This is a genomic window from Vibrio fortis (genome assembly GCF_000695685.1).
Taxonomy (GTDB): domain Bacteria; phylum Pseudomonadota; class Gammaproteobacteria; order Enterobacterales; family Vibrionaceae; genus Vibrio; species Vibrio fortis_A.
The window spans coordinates 48,409-73,157 of the sequence record NZ_JFFR01000018.1; the positions used below are offsets into that span (position 1 = coordinate 48,409).

22 protein-coding genes are annotated in these 24,749 nt (G+C 45.9%); 17 read left to right on the forward strand and 5 right to left on the reverse strand.

Features of this window, described 5'->3' with window-relative positions; genetic code table 11:
- Positions 1–5: 5 nt before the first annotated feature.
- Positions 6–1,262, forward strand: coding sequence for a PTS ascorbate transporter subunit IIC (locus VFDL14_RS12470; RefSeq protein WP_032551054.1), 1,257 nt, complete (start codon positions 6–8; stop codon positions 1,260–1,262).
- Complete coding sequence (locus tag VFDL14_RS12465; protein WP_032551056.1) at positions 1,259–1,705, forward strand: PTS sugar transporter subunit IIA; 447 nt, start codon at positions 1,259–1,261, stop codon at positions 1,703–1,705. Before VFDL14_RS12470 ends, VFDL14_RS12465 begins: the two co-directional genes overlap by 4 nt.
- 90 nt (positions 1,706–1,795) lie before the next feature.
- Here the strand turns inward: VFDL14_RS12465 and VFDL14_RS12460 are convergent, their stop codons facing one another.
- On the reverse strand, positions 1,796–2,689 hold the full coding sequence (locus tag VFDL14_RS12460) for a DMT family transporter (RefSeq protein WP_032551057.1): 894 nt from the start codon (positions 2,687–2,689) through the stop codon (positions 1,796–1,798).
- A gap of 136 nt (positions 2,690–2,825) precedes the next feature.
- On the opposite strand from VFDL14_RS12460, the gene rmuC reads away from it, so the two are divergent.
- From rmuC to tatC, 7 genes are all read left to right on the forward strand, one after another.
- Positions 2,826–4,358, forward strand: coding sequence for a DNA recombination protein RmuC (rmuC, locus tag VFDL14_RS12455; protein WP_032551058.1), 1,533 nt, complete (start codon positions 2,826–2,828; stop codon positions 4,356–4,358).
- A gap of 65 nt (positions 4,359–4,423) precedes the next feature.
- On the forward strand, positions 4,424–5,203 hold the full coding sequence (gene ubiE / locus VFDL14_RS12450) for a bifunctional demethylmenaquinone methyltransferase/2-methoxy-6-polyprenyl-1,4-benzoquinol methylase UbiE (RefSeq protein WP_032551059.1): 780 nt from the start codon (positions 4,424–4,426) through the stop codon (positions 5,201–5,203).
- Between the two features lie 85 nt (positions 5,204–5,288).
- Positions 5,289–5,894, forward strand: a complete 606-nt coding sequence (locus tag VFDL14_RS12445) for a ubiquinone biosynthesis accessory factor UbiJ (RefSeq protein ID WP_032551061.1) — start codon at positions 5,289–5,291, stop codon at positions 5,892–5,894.
- Entirely contained in the window at positions 5,891–7,525 is a 1,635-nt protein-coding gene (ubiB, locus tag VFDL14_RS12440) for a ubiquinone biosynthesis regulatory protein kinase UbiB (RefSeq protein ID WP_032551063.1), read from the forward strand. Before VFDL14_RS12445 ends, ubiB begins: the two co-directional genes overlap by 4 nt.
- Before the next feature lie 52 nt (positions 7,526–7,577).
- On the forward strand, positions 7,578–7,814 hold the full coding sequence (gene tatA, locus VFDL14_RS12435) for a Sec-independent protein translocase subunit TatA (RefSeq protein WP_032551065.1): 237 nt from the start codon (positions 7,578–7,580) through the stop codon (positions 7,812–7,814).
- Positions 7,815–7,817: 3 nt separating this feature from the next.
- Entirely contained in the window at positions 7,818–8,225 is a 408-nt protein-coding gene (gene tatB, locus VFDL14_RS12430; protein ID WP_032551068.1) for a Sec-independent protein translocase protein TatB, read from the forward strand.
- 84 nt (positions 8,226–8,309) lie between these two features.
- Complete coding sequence (gene tatC, locus VFDL14_RS12425) at positions 8,310–9,056, forward strand: twin-arginine translocase subunit TatC (protein WP_032551070.1); 747 nt, start codon at positions 8,310–8,312, stop codon at positions 9,054–9,056.
- A 306-nt stretch (positions 9,057–9,362) separates the two neighbouring features.
- Here tatC and VFDL14_RS12420 read toward each other — a convergent pair whose 3' ends face one another.
- On the reverse strand, positions 9,363–10,124 hold the full coding sequence (locus VFDL14_RS12420) for a TatD family hydrolase (protein ID WP_032551071.1): 762 nt from the start codon (positions 10,122–10,124) through the stop codon (positions 9,363–9,365).
- Positions 10,125–10,334: 210 nt separating this feature from the next.
- On the opposite strand from VFDL14_RS12420, the gene hemB reads away from it, so the two are divergent.
- From hemB to polA, 3 genes are all read left to right on the forward strand, one after another.
- On the forward strand, positions 10,335–11,378 hold the full coding sequence (gene hemB, locus VFDL14_RS12415) for a porphobilinogen synthase (protein ID WP_032551072.1): 1,044 nt from the start codon (positions 10,335–10,337) through the stop codon (positions 11,376–11,378).
- Positions 11,379–11,444: 66 nt separating this feature from the next.
- On the forward strand, positions 11,445–11,879 hold the full coding sequence (locus VFDL14_RS12410) for a GNAT family N-acetyltransferase (protein ID WP_032551074.1): 435 nt from the start codon (positions 11,445–11,447) through the stop codon (positions 11,877–11,879).
- A 681-nt stretch (positions 11,880–12,560) separates the two neighbouring features.
- A complete protein-coding gene (gene polA, locus VFDL14_RS0123170; protein WP_032551075.1) occupies positions 12,561–15,368 on the forward strand; it encodes a DNA polymerase I in 2,808 nt (935 codons plus the stop codon).
- Positions 15,369–15,887: 519 nt separating this feature from the next.
- Here polA and VFDL14_RS12405 read toward each other — a convergent pair.
- Positions 15,888–16,535, reverse strand: coding sequence for a hypothetical protein (locus VFDL14_RS12405; RefSeq protein ID WP_050487412.1), 648 nt, complete (start codon positions 16,533–16,535; stop codon positions 15,888–15,890).
- Between the two features lie 189 nt (positions 16,536–16,724).
- Positions 16,725–17,384, reverse strand: coding sequence for a ribosome biogenesis GTP-binding protein YihA/YsxC (yihA, locus tag VFDL14_RS12400; RefSeq protein WP_032551077.1), 660 nt, complete (start codon positions 17,382–17,384; stop codon positions 16,725–16,727).
- Positions 17,385–17,532: 148 nt separating this feature from the next.
- On the opposite strand from yihA, the gene VFDL14_RS12395 reads away from it, so the two are divergent.
- The 5 genes from VFDL14_RS12395 to hemN all read left to right on the forward strand — a co-directional run bounded on the left by VFDL14_RS12395 (position 17,533) and on the right by hemN (position 22,026).
- Positions 17,533–18,150 (forward strand): c-type cytochrome, encoded by a 618-nt coding sequence (locus tag VFDL14_RS12395; protein ID WP_032551078.1) that lies wholly within the window; start codon positions 17,533–17,535, stop codon positions 18,148–18,150.
- Positions 18,151–18,709: 559 nt separating this feature from the next.
- Positions 18,710–19,348 (forward strand): class I SAM-dependent methyltransferase, encoded by a 639-nt coding sequence (locus tag VFDL14_RS12390; RefSeq protein ID WP_032551080.1) that lies wholly within the window; start codon positions 18,710–18,712, stop codon positions 19,346–19,348.
- The gene (gene yihI, locus VFDL14_RS12385) at positions 19,348–19,899 is read left to right on the forward strand and encodes a Der GTPase-activating protein YihI (protein WP_032551082.1); all 552 of its coding nucleotides are present in this window, start codon (positions 19,348–19,350) and stop codon (positions 19,897–19,899) included. Before VFDL14_RS12390 ends, yihI begins: the two co-directional genes overlap by 1 nt.
- 6 nt (positions 19,900–19,905) lie before the next feature.
- A complete protein-coding gene (locus VFDL14_RS12380) occupies positions 19,906–20,394 on the forward strand; it encodes a DUF2489 domain-containing protein (protein WP_032551083.1) in 489 nt (162 codons plus the stop codon).
- A 240-nt stretch (positions 20,395–20,634) separates the two neighbouring features.
- A complete protein-coding gene (gene hemN, locus VFDL14_RS12375; protein WP_032551084.1) occupies positions 20,635–22,026 on the forward strand; it encodes an oxygen-independent coproporphyrinogen III oxidase in 1,392 nt (463 codons plus the stop codon).
- Between the two features lie 94 nt (positions 22,027–22,120).
- On the opposite strand, the gene VFDL14_RS0123175 is transcribed toward hemN, so the two are convergent.
- Positions 22,121–24,655 carry an EAL domain-containing protein gene (locus VFDL14_RS0123175; RefSeq protein WP_032551085.1) on the reverse strand — a complete coding sequence of 845 codons (2,535 nt, stop codon included), beginning with the start codon at positions 24,653–24,655 and terminating at the stop codon, positions 22,121–22,123.
- Positions 24,656–24,749: the final 94 nt, after the last annotated feature.

Genomic DNA, 24,749 nt, shown 5'->3' on the forward strand with positions numbered 1-24,749 from the left:
AAATAATGGCTAATTTCTTTGAGTTCATGCTTGGCTTATTAAAAGAGCCAGCAATCATGGTCGGGTTAATTGCTTTTATTGGCTTAGTTGCACAAAAGGCAGATGTATCAACCATATTAAAAGGCACCATTAAAACCGTTATGGGTTTCCTAATTTTAGGTTTTGGTGCTGGCGCTCTTGTTGGCGCACTAAATAATTTTTCAGTGGTATTTACCGAAGCTTTCGGCGTAAGTGGTGTTATTCCAAATAACGAAGCAATTGTTGCATTAGCGCAAGAAGCCTTCGGTTATGAAATGGCATTGATTATGTTTTTCGCTTTCGTTGTGAATATTCTACTGGCTCGTTTCACTCCGCTTAAGTTTATTTTCTTAACCGGTCACCACACCATGTTCATGTCGATGCTAGTGGCTGTGATCCTGTCTACGGGCGGCATTCAAGGCACGCTACTGGTTGCGATGGGCTCTGTGATTGTGGGCTCTCTGATGGTGATCATGCCTGCACTTGCTCAGAAATACACTGAGAAGGTGATGGGTACCGATCAGTTGGCGATGGGTCACTTTTCTACCTTCTCTTACCTAGTATCTGGTTACATCGGTAGCAAGTTTGGTGACACATCGAAGTCGACGGAAGACATCAACGTGCCTAAGAGTTTGATGTTCCTTCGCGATACACCGGTAGCAGTGGCAACAACCATGGCGATCTTCTTCATGTTCGCGTCTATCTTTGCAGGCCCAACCTTTGTTGAGTCGGTATCGGGCGGTCAGAACTGGATTGTATTTACTTTCATGCAGTCACTTGTGTTTGCTGGTGGTGTGTACATTGTCCTGCAAGGTGTGAAGATGTTGATTGCTGAGATTGTTCCAGCATTCAAAGGTATTTCTGACAAACTGGTTCCTGGTGCACGCCCAGCGCTAGACTGTCCGATGGTATTCCCTGTTGCCCCTAACGCGGTATTGATTGGCTTCTTGTCTTCATTCGCTGCAGGTCTGATTGCAATGGGCATCCAAGGCATGTTCGATTGGACAATCATTGTCGCGGGTGTGGTTCCTCACTTCTTCGTAGGTGGTGCTGCAGGTGTTTACGGTAACGCAACAGGTGGTCTACGCGGTGCGGTGCTAGGTGCCTTTACGCAAGGTCTGTGTATTTCGTTCCTACCAATGCTACTGCTTCCAGTACTAGGTGGTATGGGTCTTGAAGCAACAACGTTTGCTGACTTCGACTTCGGTGTTGTTGGTCTGATTCTAGGTTGGATTGTGTCATGAGTATTTTAAAACTAACGGGCGATAACATCGTTATCTCAACAGAGCAGAACTTATCGGTTGATGCCGCACTAGAGATCACTTGTTCAAAGCTCATTGAAAGTGGCAAGGTAGAGCAATCTTACCTAGAAGCGATTCAACAGAAACACAAAGACATTGGCGCATACTATGTGCTGGCACCAAAGATTGCGATGCCACACGCGCGTCCAGAAGACGGTGTGAATGAAGCTTGTCTGCAGGTAACCGTATTTAAAAATGGCGTTGATCTGGAGTCGGAAGATAATGGTGAGGTGTACTTCTCTATTACTCTGGCGGCGATGGATTCAGATAGCCATATTCAGACAATCATGGCGCTCTCTGAGCTGTTCCAAAACGATGATGATATTGATGCCATCATCGCTGCGAACACCAATAAAGAGATCGCGGACATCATAGCAAAATACTGATTGTTAACTCCTGCCCCCACTTGTCAAAAGGCCCTCATAACGAGGGCCTTTTCTTTGTCATTTCTATCAAATCGCGACTGTTCGAGCTATTTAGACGCTTTTCCCCTTAGATAGCTTGAGTTGTTGAATCACTAAACCAGTAATGATCAGCACCAAACCGAATAAAGTGGATGGATGAATTTCTTCACCAATGATGGTCGCGAGTAGCATCAATGAGATAAACGGTGATGCAAAAATCAGGTTACTGATACGCGCGGTGTTATTGGTGGATTTGAGTGCTGATAGCCACAACACAAAGGTAATCCCCATCTCAAACAGGCCAACATAAGTGACTGCCATCCAACCTTTAGCGGTGATCTGACTAAAGCCTTGCCCTTCGTAAAGGGTTAAACCAATCGCAAATGGCAGTGCGACTAAAAAGCCGAGTAACACACCAACCACAGGATCGGCTTTGTTTTTGGTGTTTAAGATCCAGTAACCTGCCCAAAGTAGTGTCGATAACAGCGCTAAGCCAACACCAAGTGGGCTATCAAACTGCATCCCTAATACATCGCCCTTGGTCGCGATAACAACCACACCTAAGTAGCTAAAGGTACAAGCCACCCAGTCTTGCTTGCGAATTTTCTGCCCCAAGAAAACAGCAGCCATTAAGGTCAAGGTAATCGCCCAGCTGTAGTTGATGGCTTGAGCTTGAGAAGCTGGGAGCAGATCGTAAGCTTTGAATAGAATCAGGTAATAAGCCAGCGGATTGACGAGGCCGAGTAGCAAGTAATACCAAGGGTTAGCAAAAAAGGTGGTAGAGAGCTGAGAAAGCTTACCTTGGAAGTAACAGATAACGATCAGAGCAATCGAAGAGACAATGCTGGCAATGGTCAGCATTTGAATCGGTGAAAACTCAGCTAAGGTTAGCTTAAAGGCCGTGGCTACCGTAGACCAGAGTAGTACCGCGGAAAGGCCAAAGCCGAGGGCGCGACGTTCGTTCATAAAAGCTCATCAAGTTGAATAGGATAGAATACGGACGCCTAGTCTATCTGTCGAAATTTAATACGGCAAACTGGACATTTATCCAGTATCAAAATACCATTTAATGAGTTATTTCCAATTAGGCTAAGTTACTACCATGCAATGGATTATCGAGCACCAAACGACCCTTATCGCAGCCGCTTCAACCGCGGTGATCAGCGGGGGCCTTGTCGGTTGGTGGATTAAACAGAAACTCTCATTTCAACAGCAGCTATTAGAGCAGCAGTTGGAGTCTGATCGTCAGTTGTATGAGTCGCAAACTACACAGCTTAAAGCTTCCTTGGTCGAGGCACAGCGAGAGCTGGATGAGCTCGATGATGAGCGTGATAAAGCCGCATTTGAGCTTAAACAAGCTCACGGTAAGGTTATGGCTGCAATGGAGAAGTTGCGCTATTTCGAAGCAGTCAAACAAGAGCGTCAGCAATACTTTGATGAGATAAATATTCTCAAAGATCAAAAGTCTGAACTTGAAGCTGAGCTACGTGAGCAGGAAGCACGTCACGACCAAGAGAACCTTGCTAACCACGAAAAGCTGCAGCTTCTGGAGCAAGCCGAAACGCGTTTGAAGCAACAATTTGAACATCTTGCTAACCAACTCTTTGAAGCGAAAACTGCAAAAGTCGATCAGCAAAACAAGCAGAGCTTAGAAGGTCTACTATCACCACTTAAAGAGCAACTTGAGGGCTTCAAGAAGCAAGTCAATGACAGCTTTAGCCAAGAAGCCAAAGAACGTCACACCTTAGTCCATGAGCTTAAAAACTTGCAGCGCCTTAATGAAAGCATGACGCGAGAAGCGGTTAACCTGACCCAAGCGCTTAAAGGTGATAACAAACAGCAAGGTAACTGGGGCGAAGTGGTACTGGCGCGCGTATTGGCAGAGTCTGGTTTGCGAGAAGGACACGAGTATCAGACTCAGGTCAATCTACAAAATGAAGCGGGTAAGCGTTATCAACCAGATGTGATTGTTCACTTACCTCAAGACAAACAAGTGGTGGTCGATTCGAAAATGGCGCTAGTGGCGTATGAGCGCTACTTCAATGCTGAAACCGATGCTGAGCGTGATGCCGCACTGCGTGACCACTTAGTCTCACTGCGCGCGCACATTAAAGGCCTGAGCCAGAAAGATTACCATCAACTGAAAGGCATTCAGAGCCTCGACTATGTGCTGATGTTTATTCCGGTAGAGCCTGCATTCCAAGTAGCGATTCAGGCTGATCCGAGCCTAGTCAAAGATGCAATGGAGCAAAATATCATTCTTGTTAGCCCAACCACTCTGTTGGTGGCGCTGCGTACCATTGATAACCTGTGGCGCAATGAGCGTCAGAACCAAAATGCGCAAATTATCGCTGAACGTGCAAGTAAATTGTACGATAAGCTGCGTTTGTTCGTAGATGATATGGAAGGCCTTGGTGGGGCGCTTGATAAAGCAAACCAAAGCTATCAAGGGGCAATGAATAAGTTGGCAACTGGGCGAGGTAACGTAATTCGCCAGGCCGAGAGCTTTAAACAGCTAGGGGTTGAAGTTAAGAAGCCGATCGCCGTTAGCCTGACAGAGCTCGCGCAAAACGAGGCTTTTTCAGAAAATGCCTCGTTAGTAGAAAGACAACCCGCTGAGGATAAAGTAAACTAATCGACCGCAGCGCGCTCAAAGGCTTATTGCGCTGCCGTTGAGGACTTACCAGGGTAGAGAACAGCATGACGGACACCAGTGTGCAAACAAATACAGCAGTAGAATCAGAAACCACACACTTTGGTTTTGAAACAGTCGCAAAAGAAGAGAAAGTTGCGAAAGTTGCAGAGGTTTTTCACTCTGTAGCCGCGAAGTACGACATTATGAATGACCTGATGTCGGGTGGTGTTCACCGTCTATGGAAGCGCTTTACGATTGATTGCAGTGGCGTTCGCCCTGGTCAACGCATTCTAGACCTTGGCGGCGGTACCGGCGACCTAACCGCAAAATTTTCGCGCATTGTGGGTGAAAACGGTCACGTAATCCTTGCTGACATCAACAACTCGATGCTGAATGTAGGTCGCGACAAGCTGCGTGATAGCGGCATTGTTGGCAACGTTCACTACGTTCAAGCGAATGCAGAAGAACTGCCATTCCCAGATAACTACTTCGACTGCATCACTATCAGCTTCTGTCTACGTAACGTGACAGACAAGGACAAGGCTCTGCGCTCAATGTTCCGCGTATTGAAGCCAGGCGGTCGTCTATTGGTATTAGAGTTTTCTAAGCCAGTGCTTGAGCCACTTTCAAAAGTGTACGACGCCTACTCATTCCACCTGCTACCAAAAATGGGTGAGATTATCGCGAATGATGCGGATAGCTACCGCTACCTTGCTGAGTCGATTCGTATGCACCCAGACCAAGAAACGCTGGAAGGCATGATGCAAGAAGCGGGTTTTGAAAATACTAAGTACTACAACCTAACCGGCGGCATTGTTGCTCTGCACCGCGGTTACAAGTTCTAAAACAGAACCCAAGTAAAATCGACAACGAATAACAAGATACAACGGATAGGTTTCGGCTTATCCGTTTTCAAAGGTAAGGACAGTCATGCCATTTGACCCACTAGTAACGGCGGTTATCGAAACCTCTTTGAATACTCTCGTCAACGACGACCCAGATTTGGTTCGCCGTTTATCGCGTTTAAAGGGCCAGATCATTCAGGTGAATCTCAAAGAGCTCAATAAGACTCTGACATTTGTGTTTAGCCAACAGATAGACGTATTAGCGGATTACGAAGGGCAGCCAGACTGTTACCTCTCTTTGAACTTATCAGTACTTCCAGAATTACGTGAACAATCGAACATCACTAAGCTAATCAAGCAAGATAAGTTGATTCTTGAAGGTGATATTCAGTTGGCGCAGAAGTTTGCTCAACTGATGACAGACTGCAAGCCAGATCTTGAAGAGTGGCTATCGCGCGTGACGGGTGATGTTGTGGCACACACGTTAGTGCAAGGCGTGAAGAACGTTGGCGGTTTTGTCGCGTCTCAAGCCAACAAACACCAGAACCATTTCGCACAAGTACTGACGGAAGAGTGGAAGATCGCGCCGGCACCGCTAGAAGTCGCGCACTTCTGTGATCAGGTTGATGATGTAAAAAGCGCAGCAGCTCGCCTTGAAGCTAAATTGAACGCTCTATTGGAGAAAGCATGACTCCAACAGAACTGAAACGTCTTTATCATATTATTAAGGTACAGTTGGAGTACGGCCTTGACGAACTGATGCCTGAGCACCAGTTGACCAAAGCGCCGCTGCTGGCAAGAAAGTCTCTCTTTTGGCTCAAAAATCGCCATCAAGATAAAGAATTGGGCCACCGCCTGCGTTTAGCATTGCAAGAGCTTGGCCCTGTGTGGATTAAGTTTGGTCAGATGATGTCGACACGACGTGATCTGTTTCCTCCGCACATTGCGGATCAGTTAGCCCTGCTGCAAGACCAAGTGGCGCCGTTTGACGGTGAGTTGGCCAAGCGCGATATGGAAAAGGCACTGGGTGGCAGTTTAGATAACTGGTTTACCGACTTTGACATTAAGCCATTGGCATCCGCATCCATCGCACAGGTGCATACGGCAAAGCTCAAAGATTCCGGTCGCGAGGTCGTACTTAAGGTAATTCGCCCTGATATTCGCCCTGTGATTGATGCAGATCTAAAACTGATGCACCGAATGGCGCGTATAGTCGCCAAGTCGCTTCCTGAAGCACGTCGTTTAAAACCGGTTGAGGTGGTCAAAGAGTACGAGAAAACGCTACTCGATGAACTCGATCTAAGACGTGAAGCGGCTAACGCAATTCAGCTGCGTCGTAATTTTGAAGGCAGTGAAGAGCTGTATGTTCCGGAGGTACTACCGGATCTGAGCAGTGAAACCTTGATGGTCTCTGAACGCATCTACGGTATCCAAGTATCGGATATCCCAATGCTAGAAGCCAACGGCACCAACATGAAGTTGTTGGCAGAGCGTGGTGTTTCGGTGTTCTTTACCCAAGTGTTTCGTGACAGCTTCTTCCATGCTGACATGCATCCGGGCAACGTATTCGTAAACCCAGAGAACCCAGACAATCCACAATGGATCGGTCTTGATTGCGGCATTGTTGGCACGCTAAATGGCGAAGATAAGCGCTACTTGGCTGAGAACTTACTGGCTTTCTTCAACCGCGACTATCGCAAAGTGGCTGAGCTGCACGTCGATTCGGGTTGGGTGCCACGCGACACCAATGTTGATGATTTTGAGTTTGCGATTCGCATGGTGTGTGAGCCGATTTTCGCTAAACCGTTGGGCGAGATCTCGTTTGGCCATGTATTGCTAAACTTATTTAATACAGCAAGGCGTTTTGATATGGAGGTTCAGCCACAGCTGGTCCTGCTACAGAAGACCTTGTTGTACATTGAAGGATTAGGGCGTCAGCTCTACCCGCAGCTGGATTTGTGGGAGACGGCGAAGCCTTTCCTAGAAACTTGGATGATGAACCAAGTGGGTCCACAGGCAGTGATTAACGCTGTTAAAGACCGAGCGCCTTTCTGGGCAGAGAAACTGCCGGAATTGCCTGAGCTACTCTACGACAGCTTGCGCCAAGGTAAAGCGATGAACCATCGAATGGACCAGCTTTATCAAGGTTATAGAGAAAGTAAGCGTCAGCAAGCGACAGGTAAATTTTTGTTTGGCGTTGGAGCAACTTTAGTCGTATGCTCCGCAATATTAGTTTCAAGCCCTTACGAGCAGCTATCTATGGGCTGTGGCATCGCAGGTGTCACATTTTGGCTGCTAAGTTGGCGAGCTTACCGCCGTTAAGCGGTAGACTTCCTTAATAATTTTTTTGTAGACAGACCCGAGGACAATGACAATGGGTGGAATCAGTATTTGGCAACTTCTAATCATTGCTGTAATCGTAATCTTGCTGTTTGGAACGAAGAAACTACGCGGTATGGGTGGTGACCTAGGTTCAGCAGTAAAAGGCTTCAAGAAAGCAATGAATGATGAAGAGCCTGCAAAGAAAGATGCAGACTTTGAACAAAAAAACATTGAACAGCAGAAGACTGACGCAACTGCTGAAACTAAGAAAGACAAAGAGCAGGCGTAAGTCGTGTTTGATATCGGTTTTTGGGAACTGGTATTAATATCTGTCGTCGGGTTAGTTGTTTTAGGACCTGAGCGTTTGCCTGTGGCAATTCGTAGTGTCTCCAAGTTTATTGGATCGGCGAAGAGCATGGCGAACAGTGTGAAAGATGAGCTTTCACACGAACTTAAGGTGCAAGAACTGCAAGAAAACCTGCGTAAGGCTGAGCAAATGGGGATGGAAGATCTCTCCCCTGAGCTGAAAAAGTCGGTGGATGAATTGAAGCAGGCAGCTGCTGAAGTTCAACGTCCATACGCTAAGCCTGAGTCTGATAAGCCAAGTGAGGCTCAAACGAGTCACACTGAGACTGCGGATCATGAATCACTTCAGATCAACAGTGAGGCATCAGCTACGCCAGATAAAAAAGCCGAATAGTCTCGCAAGGAGGAGTCGCGAAGTACTTGAACTGATAAGTATACGTGCGGCTCCTTTTCGATCGTCCTTATTAAGAGGTTTGACATGTCTTCGACTGAGCAGACACAGCCTTTAATCAGTCACTTACTAGAGCTTCGTAATCGCCTATTGCGTGCCATTGTTGCCGTATTGGTGGTGTTTCTAGGGCTGATTTATTTTGCCAATGACATCTATGAGTTTGTCTCGGCTCCTTTGGTAGAGCGTCTACCTGAAGGGGCTACTATGATCGCAACCGATGTTGCTTCGCCGTTCTTTACGCCATTGAAGCTAACGCTTGTTGCCTCTATTTTTGTCGCCGTTCCATTTATCTTGTATCAGGTTTGGGCCTTTGTTGCGCCGGGCTTGTATAAGCATGAGAAGCGACTGATCATGCCGCTAATGGCATCGAGCTCACTGCTGTTCTACTGCGGTGTTGCCTTTGCGTACTTTGTGGTATTTCCGTTGGTGTTTACCTTCTTCACCACTATCTCTTTGGGGCAGGTCGAGTTCGCAACGGATATCTCTAGCTATCTAGATTTCGTACTGGCGTTATTCTTAGCCTTTGGTATCGCTTTTGAGGTACCTGTAGCGATCATTCTTTTGTGTTGGACTGGAGCAACGAATCCAAAATCTCTTTCAGAGAAACGTCCATACATTGTGGTTGGCGCGTTTGTTATCGGTATGATGCTGACACCACCAGATATGATTTCTCAGACTCTACTAGCGATTCCGATGTGTATTCTGTTCGAAGTGGGCTTATTCTTTGCTCGTTTCTATGTACGCAAAGATGAAGAAGACGAAATAGAGTCGTGAGCTTTTTACGCAATTAGTGTTTAAAGACTCAATTGTCGAATCTTTAAACAAAAAAAGCGGCCGTCGGGCCGCTTTTTTTGTTTTATTTTTATCGAATTTTTAGCTGGTAGCCACATTTCTGACAGACGTAAATCTCTTTAATACCAATAAGTTTATGCCAAAAGGTTCGATGTTGACGTTGTAAGATTTGTGCATGTTCACACATAATCAACCACCTCCATATGCAGACGGGTGATATTAGATCGATTGAGCTGCTAACTCAAATAGAAATTGTAACTTTATATCATTTTTTAACAGTATGTTAGGCTATAATTTAAACAGCTGTTTGGCATTCTTTGTTGTGATCGCATCGACTTCTTCGAGTGTAATACCTCGCAAATCGGCAATTCGTTTTGCGACAAGTTCTGTATAAGCTGGCTCATTGCGCTTGCCGCGGTTTGGCGTTGGTGCTAGGTAAGGGCAATCTGTTTCTAGGATCACTAGATCCATATCTAGGTGCGGAATCACTTTGTCCATCCCCGAGTTTTTGAATGTCGAAACGCCACCCAAACCTAGGTGGAAACCGAGCGCATTGATCGCCTGAGCTTCTTCTAAACTGCTACCAAAGCAGTGGAACACGCCACGAAGGCTGCCATCTTGCTGTTGCTTTAACAGGGCCAAGGTCTCTTCAATTGAATCTCGGGTGTGGATAACAACTGGTAGGTCGAGCTCTTTGGCCCACTGGAGCTGAGTCACAAACGCGTACTCTTGCTCTGCTTTGTAGGTCTTATCCCAATAAAGGTCGATGCCAATTTCACCCACGGCGATAAAGTTATGTTTGTCGAACCAAGCGCGGATAGTCTTCAGTGTTTCTTCAATATTTCCATCAACATAGCAAGGGTGAAGTCCCATCATTGAACGGCAAACCTCTGGGAATTGACGTTCTGTTGCGAGCATAGGTTCAATGGAGTCAAGGTCGATATTAGGCAGTAAAATACGATCAATGCCTTGGGCTAGCGCACGTTGGACTACTTGCTCGCGGTCGTTATCAAATTCACTAGCGTAGATATGGGCATGAGTATCGATCATGGTTGTGTCCTGAAAAGCTGAAGAAACGAGTTGCCAAGAGTATACGGCAGTGTGAGGAGAAGGTCATTTTTTGCCATTTATCCCGGTTTTTACGGGGGATTTAGGTTTTACTGCTAGCGTCTTTAGCTAGCGGTGATATGCTTTTGCCAACTATTTTGCACTTTTTATAATCTAGGTAGTTGTTTACCTAGGCTAGGCAAGGAGAATCACGTGTCTGTATCTATTCAAGGTCAGTTCCCAGGTCGTCGTATGCGTCGTATGCGTAAACACGACTTCAGCCGCCGCTTAATGGCAGAAAACCAGTTATCAGTTAATGACTTAATCTACCCAATGTTCATTCTTATGGGTAAGGACCGTCGTGAAACGGTTGAGTCTATGCCGGGCATTGAGCGCCTTTCAATTGACTTGATGTTGGAAGAAGCAGAATACCTTTCTCAACTTGGGGTGCCTGCGATTGCACTGTTCCCTGTTGTTAACCAAGACGCGAAAAGTCTATGTGCAGCAGAAGCGCACAACTCAGAAGGTTTGGTTCAGCGTGCTGTACGCGCATTGAAAGAGCATGTGCCAAACATTGGTGTGATTACCGATGTAGCACTAGACCCGTTCACGACTCATGGCCAAGACGGCATCATCGATGAAGATGGCTATGTGATGAACGACGAAACGACCGAGGTTTTGATCAAGCAAGCTCTGTCACACGCAGAAGCGGGTGCTGATGTTGTCGCACCATCAGATATGATGGACGGTCGTATCGGTAAGATCCGTGCAGCTTTAGAAGAAGCGGGTCACATTCATACTCAAATCATGGCGTATTCAGCTAAGTATGCATCGTGCTACTACGGCCCATTCCGTGATGCCGTCGGCAGTGCATCTAACCTGAAAGGTGGTGATAAGAAAAACTACCAGATGGATCCGGCTAACAGTGATGAAGCGATTCACGAAGTGGCTATGGACCTGAACGAAGGTGCAGATATGGTGATGGTGAAACCAGGCATGCCTTATCTAGACATTGTTCGTCGTGTGAAGCATGAACTGCAAGCACCAACATTTGCATATCAAGTGTCTGGTGAGTACGCGATGCACAAAGCTGCGATTCAAAATGGTTGGCTGAAAGAGCGCGAAACAGTACTAGAATCTCTATTGTGCTTTAAGCGCGCTGGTGCTGATGGCATCCTAACTTACTTCGCTAAAGATGTGGCTGAGTGGCTAGCAGAAGACGATGCTCAAGCAGCACAGTTTCTAAGAAACAAATAGTCGTCGAGACAAATCTTAAAAGGCCAGCCATCACGCTGGCCTTTATTCGTTTTTAGGAGATTTAAAATGACCGTTGTGGTTCGTGAGGGGACACTGGAAGAGTGCGTGGCTGTTGTGGAACAGATCGATGAGTTCAGCCACAAAGAGAGTGTTGAATCTCTTTCAGCGCGCTTACAAGACAAAAAACAGTTGGTACTCGTTGCCGAAGAGGATGGGCAGCTGCTCGGCTTTAAAATTGGTTATCAGTTAGATGAGCAAACTTTTTATAGCTGGTTTGGCGGAGTCTCTCCTTTGGCTCGAAACAAAGGTGTCGCGCAGCTTCAATTAGATGTTCAGGAGCAATGGGTACGAGATCAGGGCTATAAACAGCTAAAAGTGAAGTCTAGGAACCAATTTTCTTCGATGTTGAGATTGCTTTTGAGAAATGGCTACATGATAGAAAATTTCGAACAAAAAGAAGACATTAAAGAGAATAGACTGCACTTTGTGAAGCAGATGTGAGATGAAGGTTTGATGACAATTACAATTAAATGAGATTTATTATCATTTAATTGTTGACTATCAAATGAGAATCATTATTATTAACTGCGTCTTAGGGAATGAGGAAATGTTCACAAGGATGTTTAGTAACTAAGCGCTCCGCTGAGTTACCAACAGAATTCTCGCGAACTTAAACTAAGTTCTTTTTGACACGACATTGCTCACATTGCTTCCAGTGTAATTTATAGCTTTTTGGTTAAGCTGTGGTATTCAATTGAATAGCTTCACCGCTTTTTGCTAGGCGACATCCTCGGGTGTCGCTTTTTTTCTATCTCAATTTCAACAAGATGCATATATAGCACCATAAAGGTGCATGCATAAATCCTCATCAATATTCTTTTCCACAATGCAAGATCGAAAAAAGATCGTTGATCATATGTTCGATCTCTATTTTTATTTATTATTTTCAATGGCTTATGGTGTATTTTTGTTTCATTTTGCCAACTTCTCAACAGGGTGGATAAATAATATAAACAGAGTTATCCACAGATGGGGAGTCTTGTGGAACAAAAAATAACAAGATTCTGTTTATAACAAACACAACCCATTCTACGGATACAGATCGACAACGTGGAATCCCGTCACTATACGTGGCATTCTTACCTCATCATTTCTGTACTTATTACTGGATACACAAACATTATGGCTCGTATTCCTGATAATCCATTGATTCTGATTGATGGCTCTTCTTACTTATATCGCGCGTTCCATGCTTACCCGGGCACCATGAGTAATGGTGATATTCCTACCAATGCCATCTATGGTGTGGTGAACATGCTGCGCAGCATGATGCGTCAATTTGCCTCCGATCGTATTGCCGTTATTTTCGATGCAAAAGGCAAAACGTTCCGTGATGATATGTATCCAGAATATAAGGCGAATCGTCCTCCAATGCCGGATGATCTGCGTTGCCAAATTGAGCCTCTACACAATGTGATTCGTGCAATGGGTCTGCCATTGATCTCGATCCCAGGCGTGGAAGCGGATGATGTTATCGGTACGCTTGCGTCACAGGCGTCAAAAGCGGGTATGCCTGTGCTGATCAGTACTGGTGATAAAGATATGGCTCAGCTGGTTGATGATAACGTTACGTTGATCAATACCATGACGAATGTTGTGATGGATCGTGAAGGTGTTATTGAGAAGTTTGGTATTCCACCTGAGCTGATCATCGATTACTTGGCACTGATGGGCGATAAAGTGGATAACATCCCTGGTGTACCGGGTGTCGGTGATAAAACGGCGACTGCACTACTTCAGGGCATCGGTAGTATCGAAAAGCTGTACCAAAACCTAGACGATATTGCAGCGCTTGGATTCCGTGGCTCGAAAACCATGGCTAAAAAGCTGGTTGATAACGAAGAGAATGCCAAACTTTCTTATGAACTAGCGACCATCAAGCTGGATGTCGAACTAGAAGAGACACCTGAGTCCTTAGTTAAAGCAACACCAAACACAGACGAGCTGATCAAGCTTTACGGCCAGTTAGTCTTCAAATCATGGCTCAATGAGCTGCTAGAAGGCGGCACAGGTGTGGTTGAAGCCGATGAAAATTCTGGCGCAGCGGATGCTACGCGCTCTGCGGCTGCATCGACATCATCAAGCGTTGAGATGGACACTTCTGCAGTGACCATTGATCGCAGTAAGTACGAAACGATTCTGAATGAAGAAGACTTCAACGCGTGGCTAGAAAAGCTAAAAGCAGCGGAAGTGTTTGCCTTTGATACAGAGACTGACAGCCTTGACTACATGGTAGCGAACCTAGTCGGTTTATCATTCGCGACAGAAGAGGGTGTTGCCGCTTACGTACCTGTGGCACATGACTACCTAGACGCGCCAGCACAGCTGGATCGTGATTGGGTACTCGAGCAGCTGAAACCGATTTTAGAAGACGATAGTCAAGCCAAAGTCGGTCAGAACCTTAAGTACGATGCGTCTGTGCTTGCGCGCTACGGCATTGAGATGAAGGGCATTAAGCATGACACCATGCTAGCGTCTTACGTTTTCAACAGCGTAGGTGGTAAGCACGACATGGATAGCCTTGCGCTGCGTTTCCTACAACACAGCTGCATCTCATTCGAGCAGATCGCGGGCAAGGGCAAGAAGCAACTGACGTTCAACCAGATCGAACTGGGTGAGGCGTCTCCATACGCTGCTGAAGATGCGGATGTAACCTTGCGTCTGCATAACCGTTTGATGCAAAACATTGAGCAAGATGAAAAGCTAAAAGCGATTTACGAAGAGATTGAAGTGCCATTGGTTCCTGTGATTTCTCGCATTGAACGCACCGGTGTCTTTGTCGATGACATGCTGCTAGGCGCACAGTCGCAAGAAATTGCTGCACGCCTTGATGAGCTTGAGCAGAAGGCTTACGAAATTGCTGAGCAAGAGTTCAACATGAACTCACCAAAACAGCTGCAAGCAATCTTATTCGAGAAGATGGGTCTGCCAGTGGTGAAGAAGACGCCATCTGGCGCGCCATCAACTAATGAAGAAGTGCTTCAAGAGCTAGCTCTGGACTACCCACTGCCGAAGCTGATTCTGGAATACCGTGGCTTAGCTAAACTGAAGTCGACTTACACAGACAAGCTGCCGAAGATGATTAATGCAGAGACAGGTCGAGTACACACTTCTTACCACCAAGCGGTAACGGCGACAGGTCGTCTATCTTCGACAGATCCAAACCTACAGAACATTCCAATTCGTAACGAAGAAGGTCGTCGTATTCGTCAGGCATTTGTAGCGCCTCACGGTTGGAAGATTCTTGCTGTCGATTACTCTCAGATTGAACTGCGTATCATGGCGCATCTATCTGGCGATAAAGCGCTACTTGAAGCCTTCCAACAAGGTAAAGATATCCACGCAGCAACGGCAGCTGAGATCATCGGCGTGAGCATTGATGATGTGACGTCAGAGCAGCGTCGTCGCGCGAAAGCGGTTAACTTTGGTCTTATCTACGGTATGAGTGCCTTTGGCCTTGCGAAGCAGCTAGGTATTCCTCGTGGCGAAGCACAGCACTACATGGACACTTACTTTGAGCGTTACCCTGGCGTAATGCAGTACATGGAAGACACCCGCAGTGCGGCTTCCGAGCAGGGCTTTGTTGAGACGATTTACGGTCGTCGTCTACATCTACCAGAAATTAAGTCTCGTAACGGTATGCGTCGTAAGGCTGCGGAGCGTGCAGCGATCAACGCACCAATGCAAGGCACTGCGGCAGATATCATCAAGAAAGCGATGCTATTGGTGGACGAGTGGATTCAAGCTGAAGGCGCGGGTCGCGTGAAGCTACTGATGCAAGTACACGATGAACTGGTGTTTGAAGTAGAAGAGTCAGCATTAGCTGAAATTGAAAGTAAAGTACAAGAATTGATGGAATCAGCCGCTGAGCTAGATGTCCCACTGGTTGCGGAAGCTGGCCATGGTGACAACTGGGATCAGGCCCACTAATCACTTTTTAACCTTATTTGCGAAATTAGTATGAGCCAGTGCACAAACACTGGCTTTTTTTTGTCATGAATAAAGCTAGCTACTTCAAGCGTTCGAAGTGTTTTAATAAAACATTCATGAAAAAAAACTACAAAAATTGTTTTCATTTCTGAGCAATTGTTGTACATTAAATCTCGTAGGGTACAGAGGTAAGATGTTCTATCTTTCAGACCTTTTGTTTCACGTTATTGGATTAGGCTGATTCAGCCGCCCCAGTCAGTATTTGACTGGGGCGTTTTTTCTTGCGCGGAAGAAAATTTTTCATCTCCACTTTTTTCGTCGATATTTCGTGTCCTAACTCACCTTTCGCTTGTCTATCAGCTCCAAAACAGTCTCATCGACAAATACGCTATGATTTGATGTTTGTGGAATAAAGCGATCAAAATGTAACTTTTCATCAAAGCCATTTAGCCTTGTTTTATCTGGGAAAATAACCTTGTTAAGTCTGGGGTGTGCAGCGATTTCGTGATTGTTGCTGCTTTATTTGTTCTGCTCTTCAGTCGTTAACTCTTCCTTAGCATCGCTTTTCTGATCAATGGCTTCCATTAAGTACTGTTGTTTGTCGGTGCTGTATTTCAACGCTTCTGCAGTGATCTGGATGGATTGCGCCATCGCCGAGATATTGCTGGTGGCTTGGACGAGGGTGTGCTGCATAGGTTTCAGAATCAGTAGATAGATAGCAATCAAAGCCAAGATGATGACGCCAACGATAGCGATTAAGGCAATCAAGATTTTGCTTTGGATATCGTCAAGTAGGGTTTGGCTGGTCTGCTGGAAGGTCTTTCGTGAGTGTTCAAACACTTCGGGAAGGTGATTGAGTGATTGAGTTGTGGATGCGCTCAATTGGTTAATGCTGGCGATCGTTTCATTGAGCGCCTGTTGTTGGTCTTCACTGAGATTTGGGTTATTGACGATGGACTGCAGTGACTCTGAAATGACTTGTAGCGACTGGCTGGCTTCTTTTGCGTATTTCTCCATACCATCGAGGTCGAGTGTCATGTCGACATTCATTAGAGCTGGCGGCGGAGCCTGGGTCTCTTCAGCATGTAACGATAGTGGCATTAACAACAACGGTATCTGCAAACTGACAAGGGCCAAAAATCGCAGTGGTGTCCATTTTTTTAACATGAGCCTTCCTTTACCACTATTAAGTTAGATAACAGCGATCTAACCATTGTTATCATCTATTTATTCTATTTCTGACTTTTAGTATGGCTCACTTCAGAGCGCTAACCGATTAAAATTAGGTAAAAAAATACCCCGCTTATATAAGAAGGGTAAGTCTTTTATTCATCAAAGCTAACGAATGTGTCTATTTTAAGCTTCGTCGTTACGCTCTTCTTCTGCAAGCTCATCGATCATTTGCTCAGCAAGCGCAGGTGCGAACCATTCGTCCATCTTGTTGCGTAGTTGGTCAACGCCGATGCCTTTTAGCGAAGAGAACACGTCAACAGCAACATCACCACCGAAAGATTGTGCATCTTTACGAATCTTAAGTAGTTGTGCCTTGCGTGCGCCTTGTTTTAGCTTGTCGGCCTTAGTTAGCAGAACTTGTACTGGAATGCGGCTATCGATAGCCCAGTAGATCATCTGTTGGTCAAGGTCCTTCATTGGGTGGCGGATATCCATCAATACCACCAAACCTTTTAACGATTCACGCTTTTGAAGGTATTCACCCAGTGACTTCTGCCACTTTTTCTTCATTTCTAGTGGTACTTGTGCGAAGCCGTACCCCGGTAAATCGACGATATGACAACCGTCAGTCACCTTGAACAGGTTGATCAGTTGAGTACGACCTGGGGTCTTACTGGTTTTCGCTAGACTTTTTTGGTTTGTCACGCGATTTAGTGCGCTAGATTTACCAGCATTGGAGCGTCCTGCGAACGCAATTTCGATCCCTTCGTCTTCTGGTAAGTGACGAATATCAGGTGCACTGGTAATGAAATGCGTGTTTTGATAATGAATTTTTACGCTCACTGTTAACTCCATCTCGACTTTGTGTAGTCGATTGATTACTTTTTTGTGAATTTGTGTAAAATAACCGTGCTCGGCATAAGGTCGCCTATTGTACCATGAGTGGCAACATAGAGTGGTACTGGAAGCTTGATAATTATAATGGAATGTCATGAAGAAATTAGCGCTAATTTTGAGTCTATTAGCCAGCTGCTCAGTATGGGCTCAAGGTAGTATTGAAGCTGGTAAAGCCAAATCACAAACATGTGTTGCCTGCCACGGTGCTGACGGCAACAGTCTGATCACACAGTACCCTAAACTGGCTGGTCAACATGAGAAATACCTTGAGAAGCAGTTAAAAGATCTCAAGTTAGGTATGACTAGTGGTGGTAAACAAGGTCGTAATGAACCTGTAATGGGTGCAATGGCGATGCCTCTGTCTGAACAAGACATGGCTGACCTAGCTGCATATTACGCATCTCTGCCTATCTCTAACAACTCTACGCCAGAAAACGTAGTAGAAGAGGGTAAGGTTCTATACACAGCGGGTGACGCTGAACGTGGCGTAACGGCGTGTATTGCTTGTCACGGCCCTCGTGGTAACGGTACAGAGCTATCTGGTTTCCCTAAGATTTCTGGTCAGCATGCAGAATACATCAAGGCACAGCTTGAGAAATTCCGCGATGGTAGCCGTAACAACGACATGAACGCGATGATGCGCGATGTAGCTAAAAAGCTAACAGACGCAGATATTGAAACCTTATCGAAGTACGTTGGTGGTCTACACTAATTTGTCGGTTTCTCGCTCTTAAGTAAGAGCAAAGAAATGTACGTTCGAGCAAGATTTAGGATGCGCCCTGGCCATGATTGGCTGGGGCGTTGTCTTTTATATAGCCTTACATTATGTGTGGTGTGATCAAATTGGCATTCTTTATGAGTGTTCAAGAGCTGTACAAAAAGTGTGAAGTTGCGCTCTTGTCGTTTTTTGATAAGTGAGTAGAGTATGCGCCATCAGCTTGGAGCTGAAATCGATATGGATGATCGTCTAGTCTAACGGTATAGACAGAAAAGGATCAGGCTAGGATAGCCCAGCGACAAGGTGTTAGAAACGGATAGCCAAAATTCATCAGGGTGATGAACAAAAAACAAATTTGGCAAGGAAAGCACCAATAACAAATGGAGATTTGTGTACCAAGTTGAGTATGCAAATTTTGGCCAATATAGGCAGATTTAGAGAGCGATAGGTTTTCCTATCGCTTTTTTTATTGATTTGATGAAAAAACACCCAATATCTCTCCACTCTAAACGCACTTTCTGGTATGTTTCGCATCCCTGTTTAAGGATGTGCTATGTATACTTGTCCCTTATGCCATCATCACGATGTGCATCACTACTTTGAAGATAAACGCAGAGAGTATCTGCAGTGTCAGCAATGTGAGTTGGTATTTGTAAAACCTAACCAAAGGTTAGAAGCAAGCGAAGAGAAAGCACACTACGATCTGCATGAGAATGATCCCAGTGATGCTGGCTATCGTAAGTTCTTGTCGCGCATTGCCGACCCATTAACAGACAGAATTTCATCTAACTCACACGGGTTAGATTTTGGTTGTGGCCCAGGCCCTACGCTATCTATCATGTTAGAAGAAGCTGGACACACCATGGAGTTGTACGACATCTACTATCATCCAGAGCGCGCCGTTCTCGATAAGACGTATGACTTTATGACTGCCACCGAGGTGATTGAACATCTTTATGAACCCGATAAGGTGTGGCAGCAATGGTTGAATTTAGTTAAGCCAGAGGGCTGGATTGGTCTTATGACCAAGCTAGTAATTGACGTGGACGCGTTTGCTGGTTGGCACTATAAGAATGATCCGACGCATGTGGTCTTTTTTAGCCGCCAAACATTCCAGTTTTTGGCTGAGCGGGATAAGCTCGAACTCGAATTTGTTGGAAATGATGTAATTTTACTGAGGAAGACCCAGTAATGAGCCGTAGCAAAAAATCAAGAAAGCCAGGAGCTTACGGTGCTCCTGAAGTGATCGTAACTCGCAACCGTAGCGAATCGGATGTTGAGGGACGTGAGCGTAAGCGCCTGAAGAAACGTAAAGGTTTAAAATCAGGTAGCCGTCACTCAGACGGTGGCGAAGCGAAACAGCGTAAAGCTGCACAAAACCGCGACCCACGTCTAGGCAGCAAGAAAAAGATTCCATTGGTGATCGAACCGGTTAAGAAGCCGACCAAACAAGAGCGTAAGTTGTCGTTTGAACAAGAGCTAGAAATGCTTGAGAACGATGCACAACTGAACACCTTGCTTGACCGTCTAGAAGCGGGCGAAAACTTGGGTGCAGGTCTACAGAAACTGGTAGACGAGAAGCTGGATCGTATTGAGTTCCTAATGGATCGCCTAGGACTACTTGAGCCAGAAGAGGAAGAGGTGTTTGATGACCTTCCTGAGTCTGTATCTAAGAAAGCCTCTTCAGATGAAGACCTACTGTCGCAGTTTGAAGACATCGATCTCGATAACTTTAAAGGCTAAGAACCTATGAATGTAACCTTATTAGCAATTGCTGGCGGAATTATCGTTCTCGGCTTGGGCTGTTACGCAGGTTACCTTCTACTTCAAGTGAAGAAGCAGACGGAGTTGCAAAAGCAGCATAAAGCTCTAGCCATCGAGAAGCGTAACGCGAACATCTTCGACAACGTGAACACCTTATGCCTTGCCGGCATTCAAGGTCAGTGTGATTTGTCAGAGATTAGTATCCGCGTGTACAACATCATGGACTTTGTTCAGGGCGATGAACGTGTCGATTTCGACGCCGAATACCCTGCGACCTCTGAGTTGTATCATGTGGTTAAGGACATGGCGCGTGGTGAAGATCGACAAAATCTTCCGAAGCGAGAGCGTATGAAGCAGAACCTGGCTCGACAAAAAGCCGAGTCACGCTTGAACGAATCCATCATTGAAGAGTTGAAGCAGTTACAGAAGAAAGTAAAACCGCTTAATAACCAAATCAACATTCAGATGATCTAATAAAAAGGGCTTATGTGGTGTGGTGTCACATCAAATAAGCCCTCTTACCTTTGTGTTATCTTACATCCCCTAAGTCGGTTAGTGATCAAGCTATCAATTTTGAGCATTGGTGTTCAAAAAGCGATTAGCGGTCAAACGTCCTTACAAGTCGTGTGGCAAAATAACCCGTCTATATTTTAATGTATGTAAAATGATTTGAGAGTACATCAGTATTCGCGGATCTAAATTGGAAATACCATCATGTCGAGCAAGCCAGCAGTAACGAGCCAGCAAATCGTTTGGGATCAAGCCATCTTAGACAAGTACAACTATTCTGGTCCGCGTTACACCTCTTATCCAACTGCATTGGAGTTCCATGAAGCTTTCACGGTCTCTGATTATGACATGGCGTGTACTCAGTACCCTGAGCGCCCGCTTTCTCTTTACGTACATATCCCGTTCTGTCACAAGCTTTGTTACTACTGTGGTTGTAACAAGGTGATTACTCGTCACTCACATAAGGCTGATGAGTATTTGGATGTCATTGAACATGAGATCCGCCAACGCGCTGCACTACTGCAAGGGCGTGAAGTGACACAGCTGCACTTTGGTGGTGGTACACCAACCTTCTTGAGCAAAGCACAAATCACTCGCTTGATGATGATTCTGCGCGATGAGTTCAACTTTACTCAAGATGCTGAGATCAGTATTGAAGTTGACCCGCGTGAGATTGAGCTAGATATGCTTGACCACCTGCGCAGTGAAGGCTTTAACCGTCTGAGTATTGGTGTTCAGGACTTCAACAAAGAAGTACAGAAGCTGGTTAACCGTGAGCAAGATGAAGAGTTCATTATTGCTATGGTGCAGCGTGCCAAAGACCTTGGTTTCCGCTCAACTAACCTGGACCTTATCTACGGCCTACCAAAGCAGACTCAAGCGCTATTTGCTGAAACATTGAAGCAAGTGCTCGAGATGAAGCCGGGTCGTTTATCGGTATTTAACTACGCTCACATGCCTCAACTGTTTGCGGCTCAGCGCAAGATTAAAGACGAAGATCTACCAAAAGCAGAAGAGAAGATGGCGATTCTGCAAGATACTATCGCGACGCTAACAGGTGCAGGTTACCAGTTCATCGGTATGGACCACTTTGCTCTGCCTGAAGATGAGCTAGCGGTAGCTCAGCGTGAGGGTATCCTTCACCGTAACTTCCAAGGCTACACAACACAAGGTGAGTGTGACCTGATTGGCTTTGGTGTATCGGCTATCTCTATGGTGGGCGACGCTTACGCTCAGAACCAGAAAGAGTTGAAGAAGTATTACGCTCAAGTGAACGAACTGCGTCATGCTCTATGGAAGGGTGTGGCTCTGGATAACGACGACCTATTGCGTCGCGAAGTGATTAAACAGCTGATCTGTAACTTTAAACTGGATAAGACCCAGATTGAGTCTGAATTCTCAGTGAACTTTAATCGCTACTTCAAAGAAGATTTAGAGCTACTACAAACCTTCATTAACGATGAGTTGGTTGAAGTGGATGACAAAGAGATCCGTGTGACCCTGCGTGGTCGACTACTGATTCGTAACATCTGTATGTGTTTCGATAAGTACTTACGTGCCAAAGCGCGTCAGCAGCAGTTCTCTCGCGTTATCTAAGAGAACTCTGCTTTTCTAATATCTGTTTTCCTAATAAAAAATGCCAGCATTGCGATGCTGGCATTTTTTTATTCTATCACGAGCAATATGGCTGCTAATTCAGCTGATGTGGCCACTCATCGAATGGCAACGGGCGACTGTAAAGGAAGCCTTGTGCTTGTGGGCATTTCAGCTGCTTAAGCAAATCAGCCTGCTGTTGGGTTTCAACGCCTTCAGCCACCAAGTTCACCTTAAAGCCGCGAGTAATATTCACAATCGCAGCCACGATTGAACTATCAAGGTTCTCTTTCTCTAGCTTATTGACGAAGCTGCGATCGATCTTCAAACAATCAAATGGCAGCTTTTGCAGGTAGGCTAGCGAAGAGTAGCCGGTACCAAAGTCATCAATCGCAATTGAGATCCCCAGAGCCTTAAGGGCCAACATATTCTCAATGATGGTTGGGTCGTTATCGACGATGTGCGACTCGGTGATCTCCAAGGTGAGATTACGAGCAGGGAGCTTAGTATTGCGCAGCGTGGTTTTAACCTGATCAACAAAGCCTGCTTGGCTCAGTTGATCAACGGCTAAGTTAACGTGGATTGAGAAATCAGGTGCCCACATGCCGGTTTCAATCGCGATCGCGGTATCACGACAGGATTTGTGCAGAATCTGTTGGCCGATATCACTGATAAGTCCGGTCTCTTCCGCTAATGGGATAAACTCCAACGGTGCGATGACACCTTGCTCCGTTACCCAACGAGCCAGTGCTTCTGCACCAATGGTTGTGCCTGTCTCTAGGTCGATGATTGGTTGGTAGAAGGGTTCAAACTGCTTCTTCTCAATTGCTTTATTGATACGAGCCAACATCTTTGTACGATGTCTTGAGGCATTAGCCATTTCAGGGCTATAGATGCTAAAGCGCGCCTTGTCCTGTTTTGCGTTACTCAAGGCGATACTGCTATTACGCAGCCACAGAGTCATATCACTGTCTTCGCACTGCTGAACAATACCAATCGAAATGTTGACCACCACATTTTCTGATTCCATACAGAAAGGGGAAGCGAATGTCTGCAGCAGTCGGTTCGCTAATAGGCTCACTGCCTCTTGGCCTGTCACGTCCGATGCGTAGATTGCGAATTCATCACCACCAGTACGAGCCAGTAGGTAGTGCTCTGGCAAGATACCTCGCAGGCGAGCAGCAGCAATGATCAGCAGTTGGTCACCATTGTAGTGTCCAAGGCTGTCGTTGATGTCGCGGAAGCGATCAATACCCACCAGATACAGGGTGCCAGTATTGGCGATGTTGAGCTTTTTCGCAGCATCCACTATACCTTCACGGCTATACAACTTAGTTAGTGAGTCATAGGTAAGCTGGGTTTGTAGCGCATTGAATGAGGACTTGAGATTGTTGGTCATCTCATTGAACGCCTCAACCAACATACTGGTTTCGTAGATGTTGCCCGGTCGCGGCATGGTACTTTCCCAATCGCCTCTCGCGAGTTGCTTGGCTGCATCCGCGGTTGAGGTGATTGGTCGGGTAACGCGATTAAATGCGAGTAGCCCCAAAGTGATACCAACAAAGCTCAGCAGTAAACCTAGAAGCCAACTATTACGTTGATTCTCTGGCAGCTTACCCAGTAGGTCGGTTTTAGGAATCGACATACCAATGAACCATGTAATACCGTGTTCATCAGAATAAGGGGTGATCTGGTTGTAGAAGCGCTCGCCGTCGAGATCGAAACTAAAACGGTGTACTTGCTGATCATCAGTTAGGTGGAATTGGTCGACGTGGGAGGCACTTTCGCGAATGATTGGGTTCGGGCTCTCCGATGCCAGCAGTCTTTCACCACGATCGGAGTGACGGGTATTACCCCAAGAGACCACGCTGCCACCATCAGAGTGCGCCACCATACGCTGCTCTTTGTCCATGATGTAAACAGAGGCGTTAGTCTTGTCTTTTAGCTGTTTTAGAAAGGCATTGAAGGTGTCGATCTTAATGTCGCTAACGATGACCGCTTTAAACTCACCTTGGTCGTAAATCGGTGCAAGGGCAGAGAGCGTAATCTCCTGCCTTTCATCAGCATTGGTGTAAATCGTTGACCACGCAGGCTTGGTTTGGTGCGCAACAGGTGTGTACCAAGGACGAACACGTGGGTCGTAATTCGAGATAACCGAGCGAATATCGTCACTGATTTTACCGCCACGATAGATGACCAGCTGATTCTGAGTACGGTCATCTTGAACCATCAGCGTATAGCCGTTATTGGCCTCTTTACGAAAGCCAACGTAATTGCTGTCTTCAGAACCAAAGCCGATCACATCCAGTTGTTCGATGGTCGAGAAATGCCCAGAGAAGCTCTGCAGAATGTAGTCTTGAACTTCACGCAGGTTACCTGGGTGGTAGAGTTGGTGATATCCAATATTATGACTTAGAGACAGGTTTGCGTGAAAGGGCTTCTCTAGGAATTCAGCTAGGCTCTTGTGAACATTCTCTGTCAGTGACGTTAATTGACGCGCACTGACATCACGAACCATTTCCTCATAACTGCTCTTCTGAGTAAAAACCATTACACCGATGGTGAAGAGAAAAATCATCACGAACGGCAAAACCACTGCGGTTCTGAGTGTAATTTGGGTTTTTATGGACATCGACGACTAAAACTTTTGTATGTTGTACTGTAATTGTACCGACTCCATCCCAGTCAAGCGACACTTTTTTGATTAAAAAGTAACTGCAATTTTG

Bases quoted from the DNA above. Each gene is read 5' to 3' on its own strand.
- VFDL14_RS12405 (WP_050487412.1), bottom strand. From the start codon at position 16,535: ATGTTAAAAAAATGGACACCACTGCGATTTTTGGCCCTTGTCAGTTTG.
- VFDL14_RS12380 (WP_032551083.1), top strand. From the start codon at position 19,906: ATGAATGTAACCTTATTAGCAATTGCTGGCGGAATTATCGTTCTCGGC.
- yihI (WP_032551082.1), top strand. From the start codon at position 19,348: ATGAGCCGTAGCAAAAAATCAAGAAAGCCAGGAGCTTACGGTGCTCCT.
- tatA (WP_032551065.1), top strand. From the start codon at position 7,578: ATGGGTGGAATCAGTATTTGGCAACTTCTAATCATTGCTGTAATCGTA.
- VFDL14_RS12410 (WP_032551074.1), top strand. From the start codon at position 11,445: ATGACCGTTGTGGTTCGTGAGGGGACACTGGAAGAGTGCGTGGCTGTT.
- rmuC (WP_032551058.1), top strand. From the start codon at position 2,826: ATGCAATGGATTATCGAGCACCAAACGACCCTTATCGCAGCCGCTTCA.
- polA (WP_032551075.1), top strand. From the start codon at position 12,561: ATGGCTCGTATTCCTGATAATCCATTGATTCTGATTGATGGCTCTTCT.
- ubiE (WP_032551059.1), top strand. From the start codon at position 4,424: ATGACGGACACCAGTGTGCAAACAAATACAGCAGTAGAATCAGAAACC.
- VFDL14_RS12420 (WP_032551071.1), bottom strand. From the start codon at position 10,124: ATGATCGATACTCATGCCCATATCTACGCTAGTGAATTTGATAACGAC.
- VFDL14_RS12465 (WP_032551056.1), top strand. From the start codon at position 1,259: ATGAGTATTTTAAAACTAACGGGCGATAACATCGTTATCTCAACAGAG.
- ubiB (WP_032551063.1), top strand. From the start codon at position 5,891: ATGACTCCAACAGAACTGAAACGTCTTTATCATATTATTAAGGTACAG.
- VFDL14_RS12470 (WP_032551054.1), top strand. From the start codon at position 6: ATGGCTAATTTCTTTGAGTTCATGCTTGGCTTATTAAAAGAGCCAGCA.
- VFDL14_RS12445 (WP_032551061.1), top strand. From the start codon at position 5,289: ATGCCATTTGACCCACTAGTAACGGCGGTTATCGAAACCTCTTTGAAT.
- VFDL14_RS12395 (WP_032551078.1), top strand. From the start codon at position 17,533: ATGAAGAAATTAGCGCTAATTTTGAGTCTATTAGCCAGCTGCTCAGTA.
- VFDL14_RS12460 (WP_032551057.1), bottom strand. From the start codon at position 2,689: ATGAACGAACGTCGCGCCCTCGGCTTTGGCCTTTCCGCGGTACTACTC.
- VFDL14_RS0123175 (WP_032551085.1), bottom strand. From the start codon at position 24,655: ATGTCCATAAAAACCCAAATTACACTCAGAACCGCAGTGGTTTTGCCG.
- VFDL14_RS12390 (WP_032551080.1), top strand. From the start codon at position 18,710: ATGTATACTTGTCCCTTATGCCATCATCACGATGTGCATCACTACTTT.
- tatC (WP_032551070.1), top strand. From the start codon at position 8,310: ATGTCTTCGACTGAGCAGACACAGCCTTTAATCAGTCACTTACTAGAG.
- hemN (WP_032551084.1), top strand. From the start codon at position 20,635: ATGTCGAGCAAGCCAGCAGTAACGAGCCAGCAAATCGTTTGGGATCAA.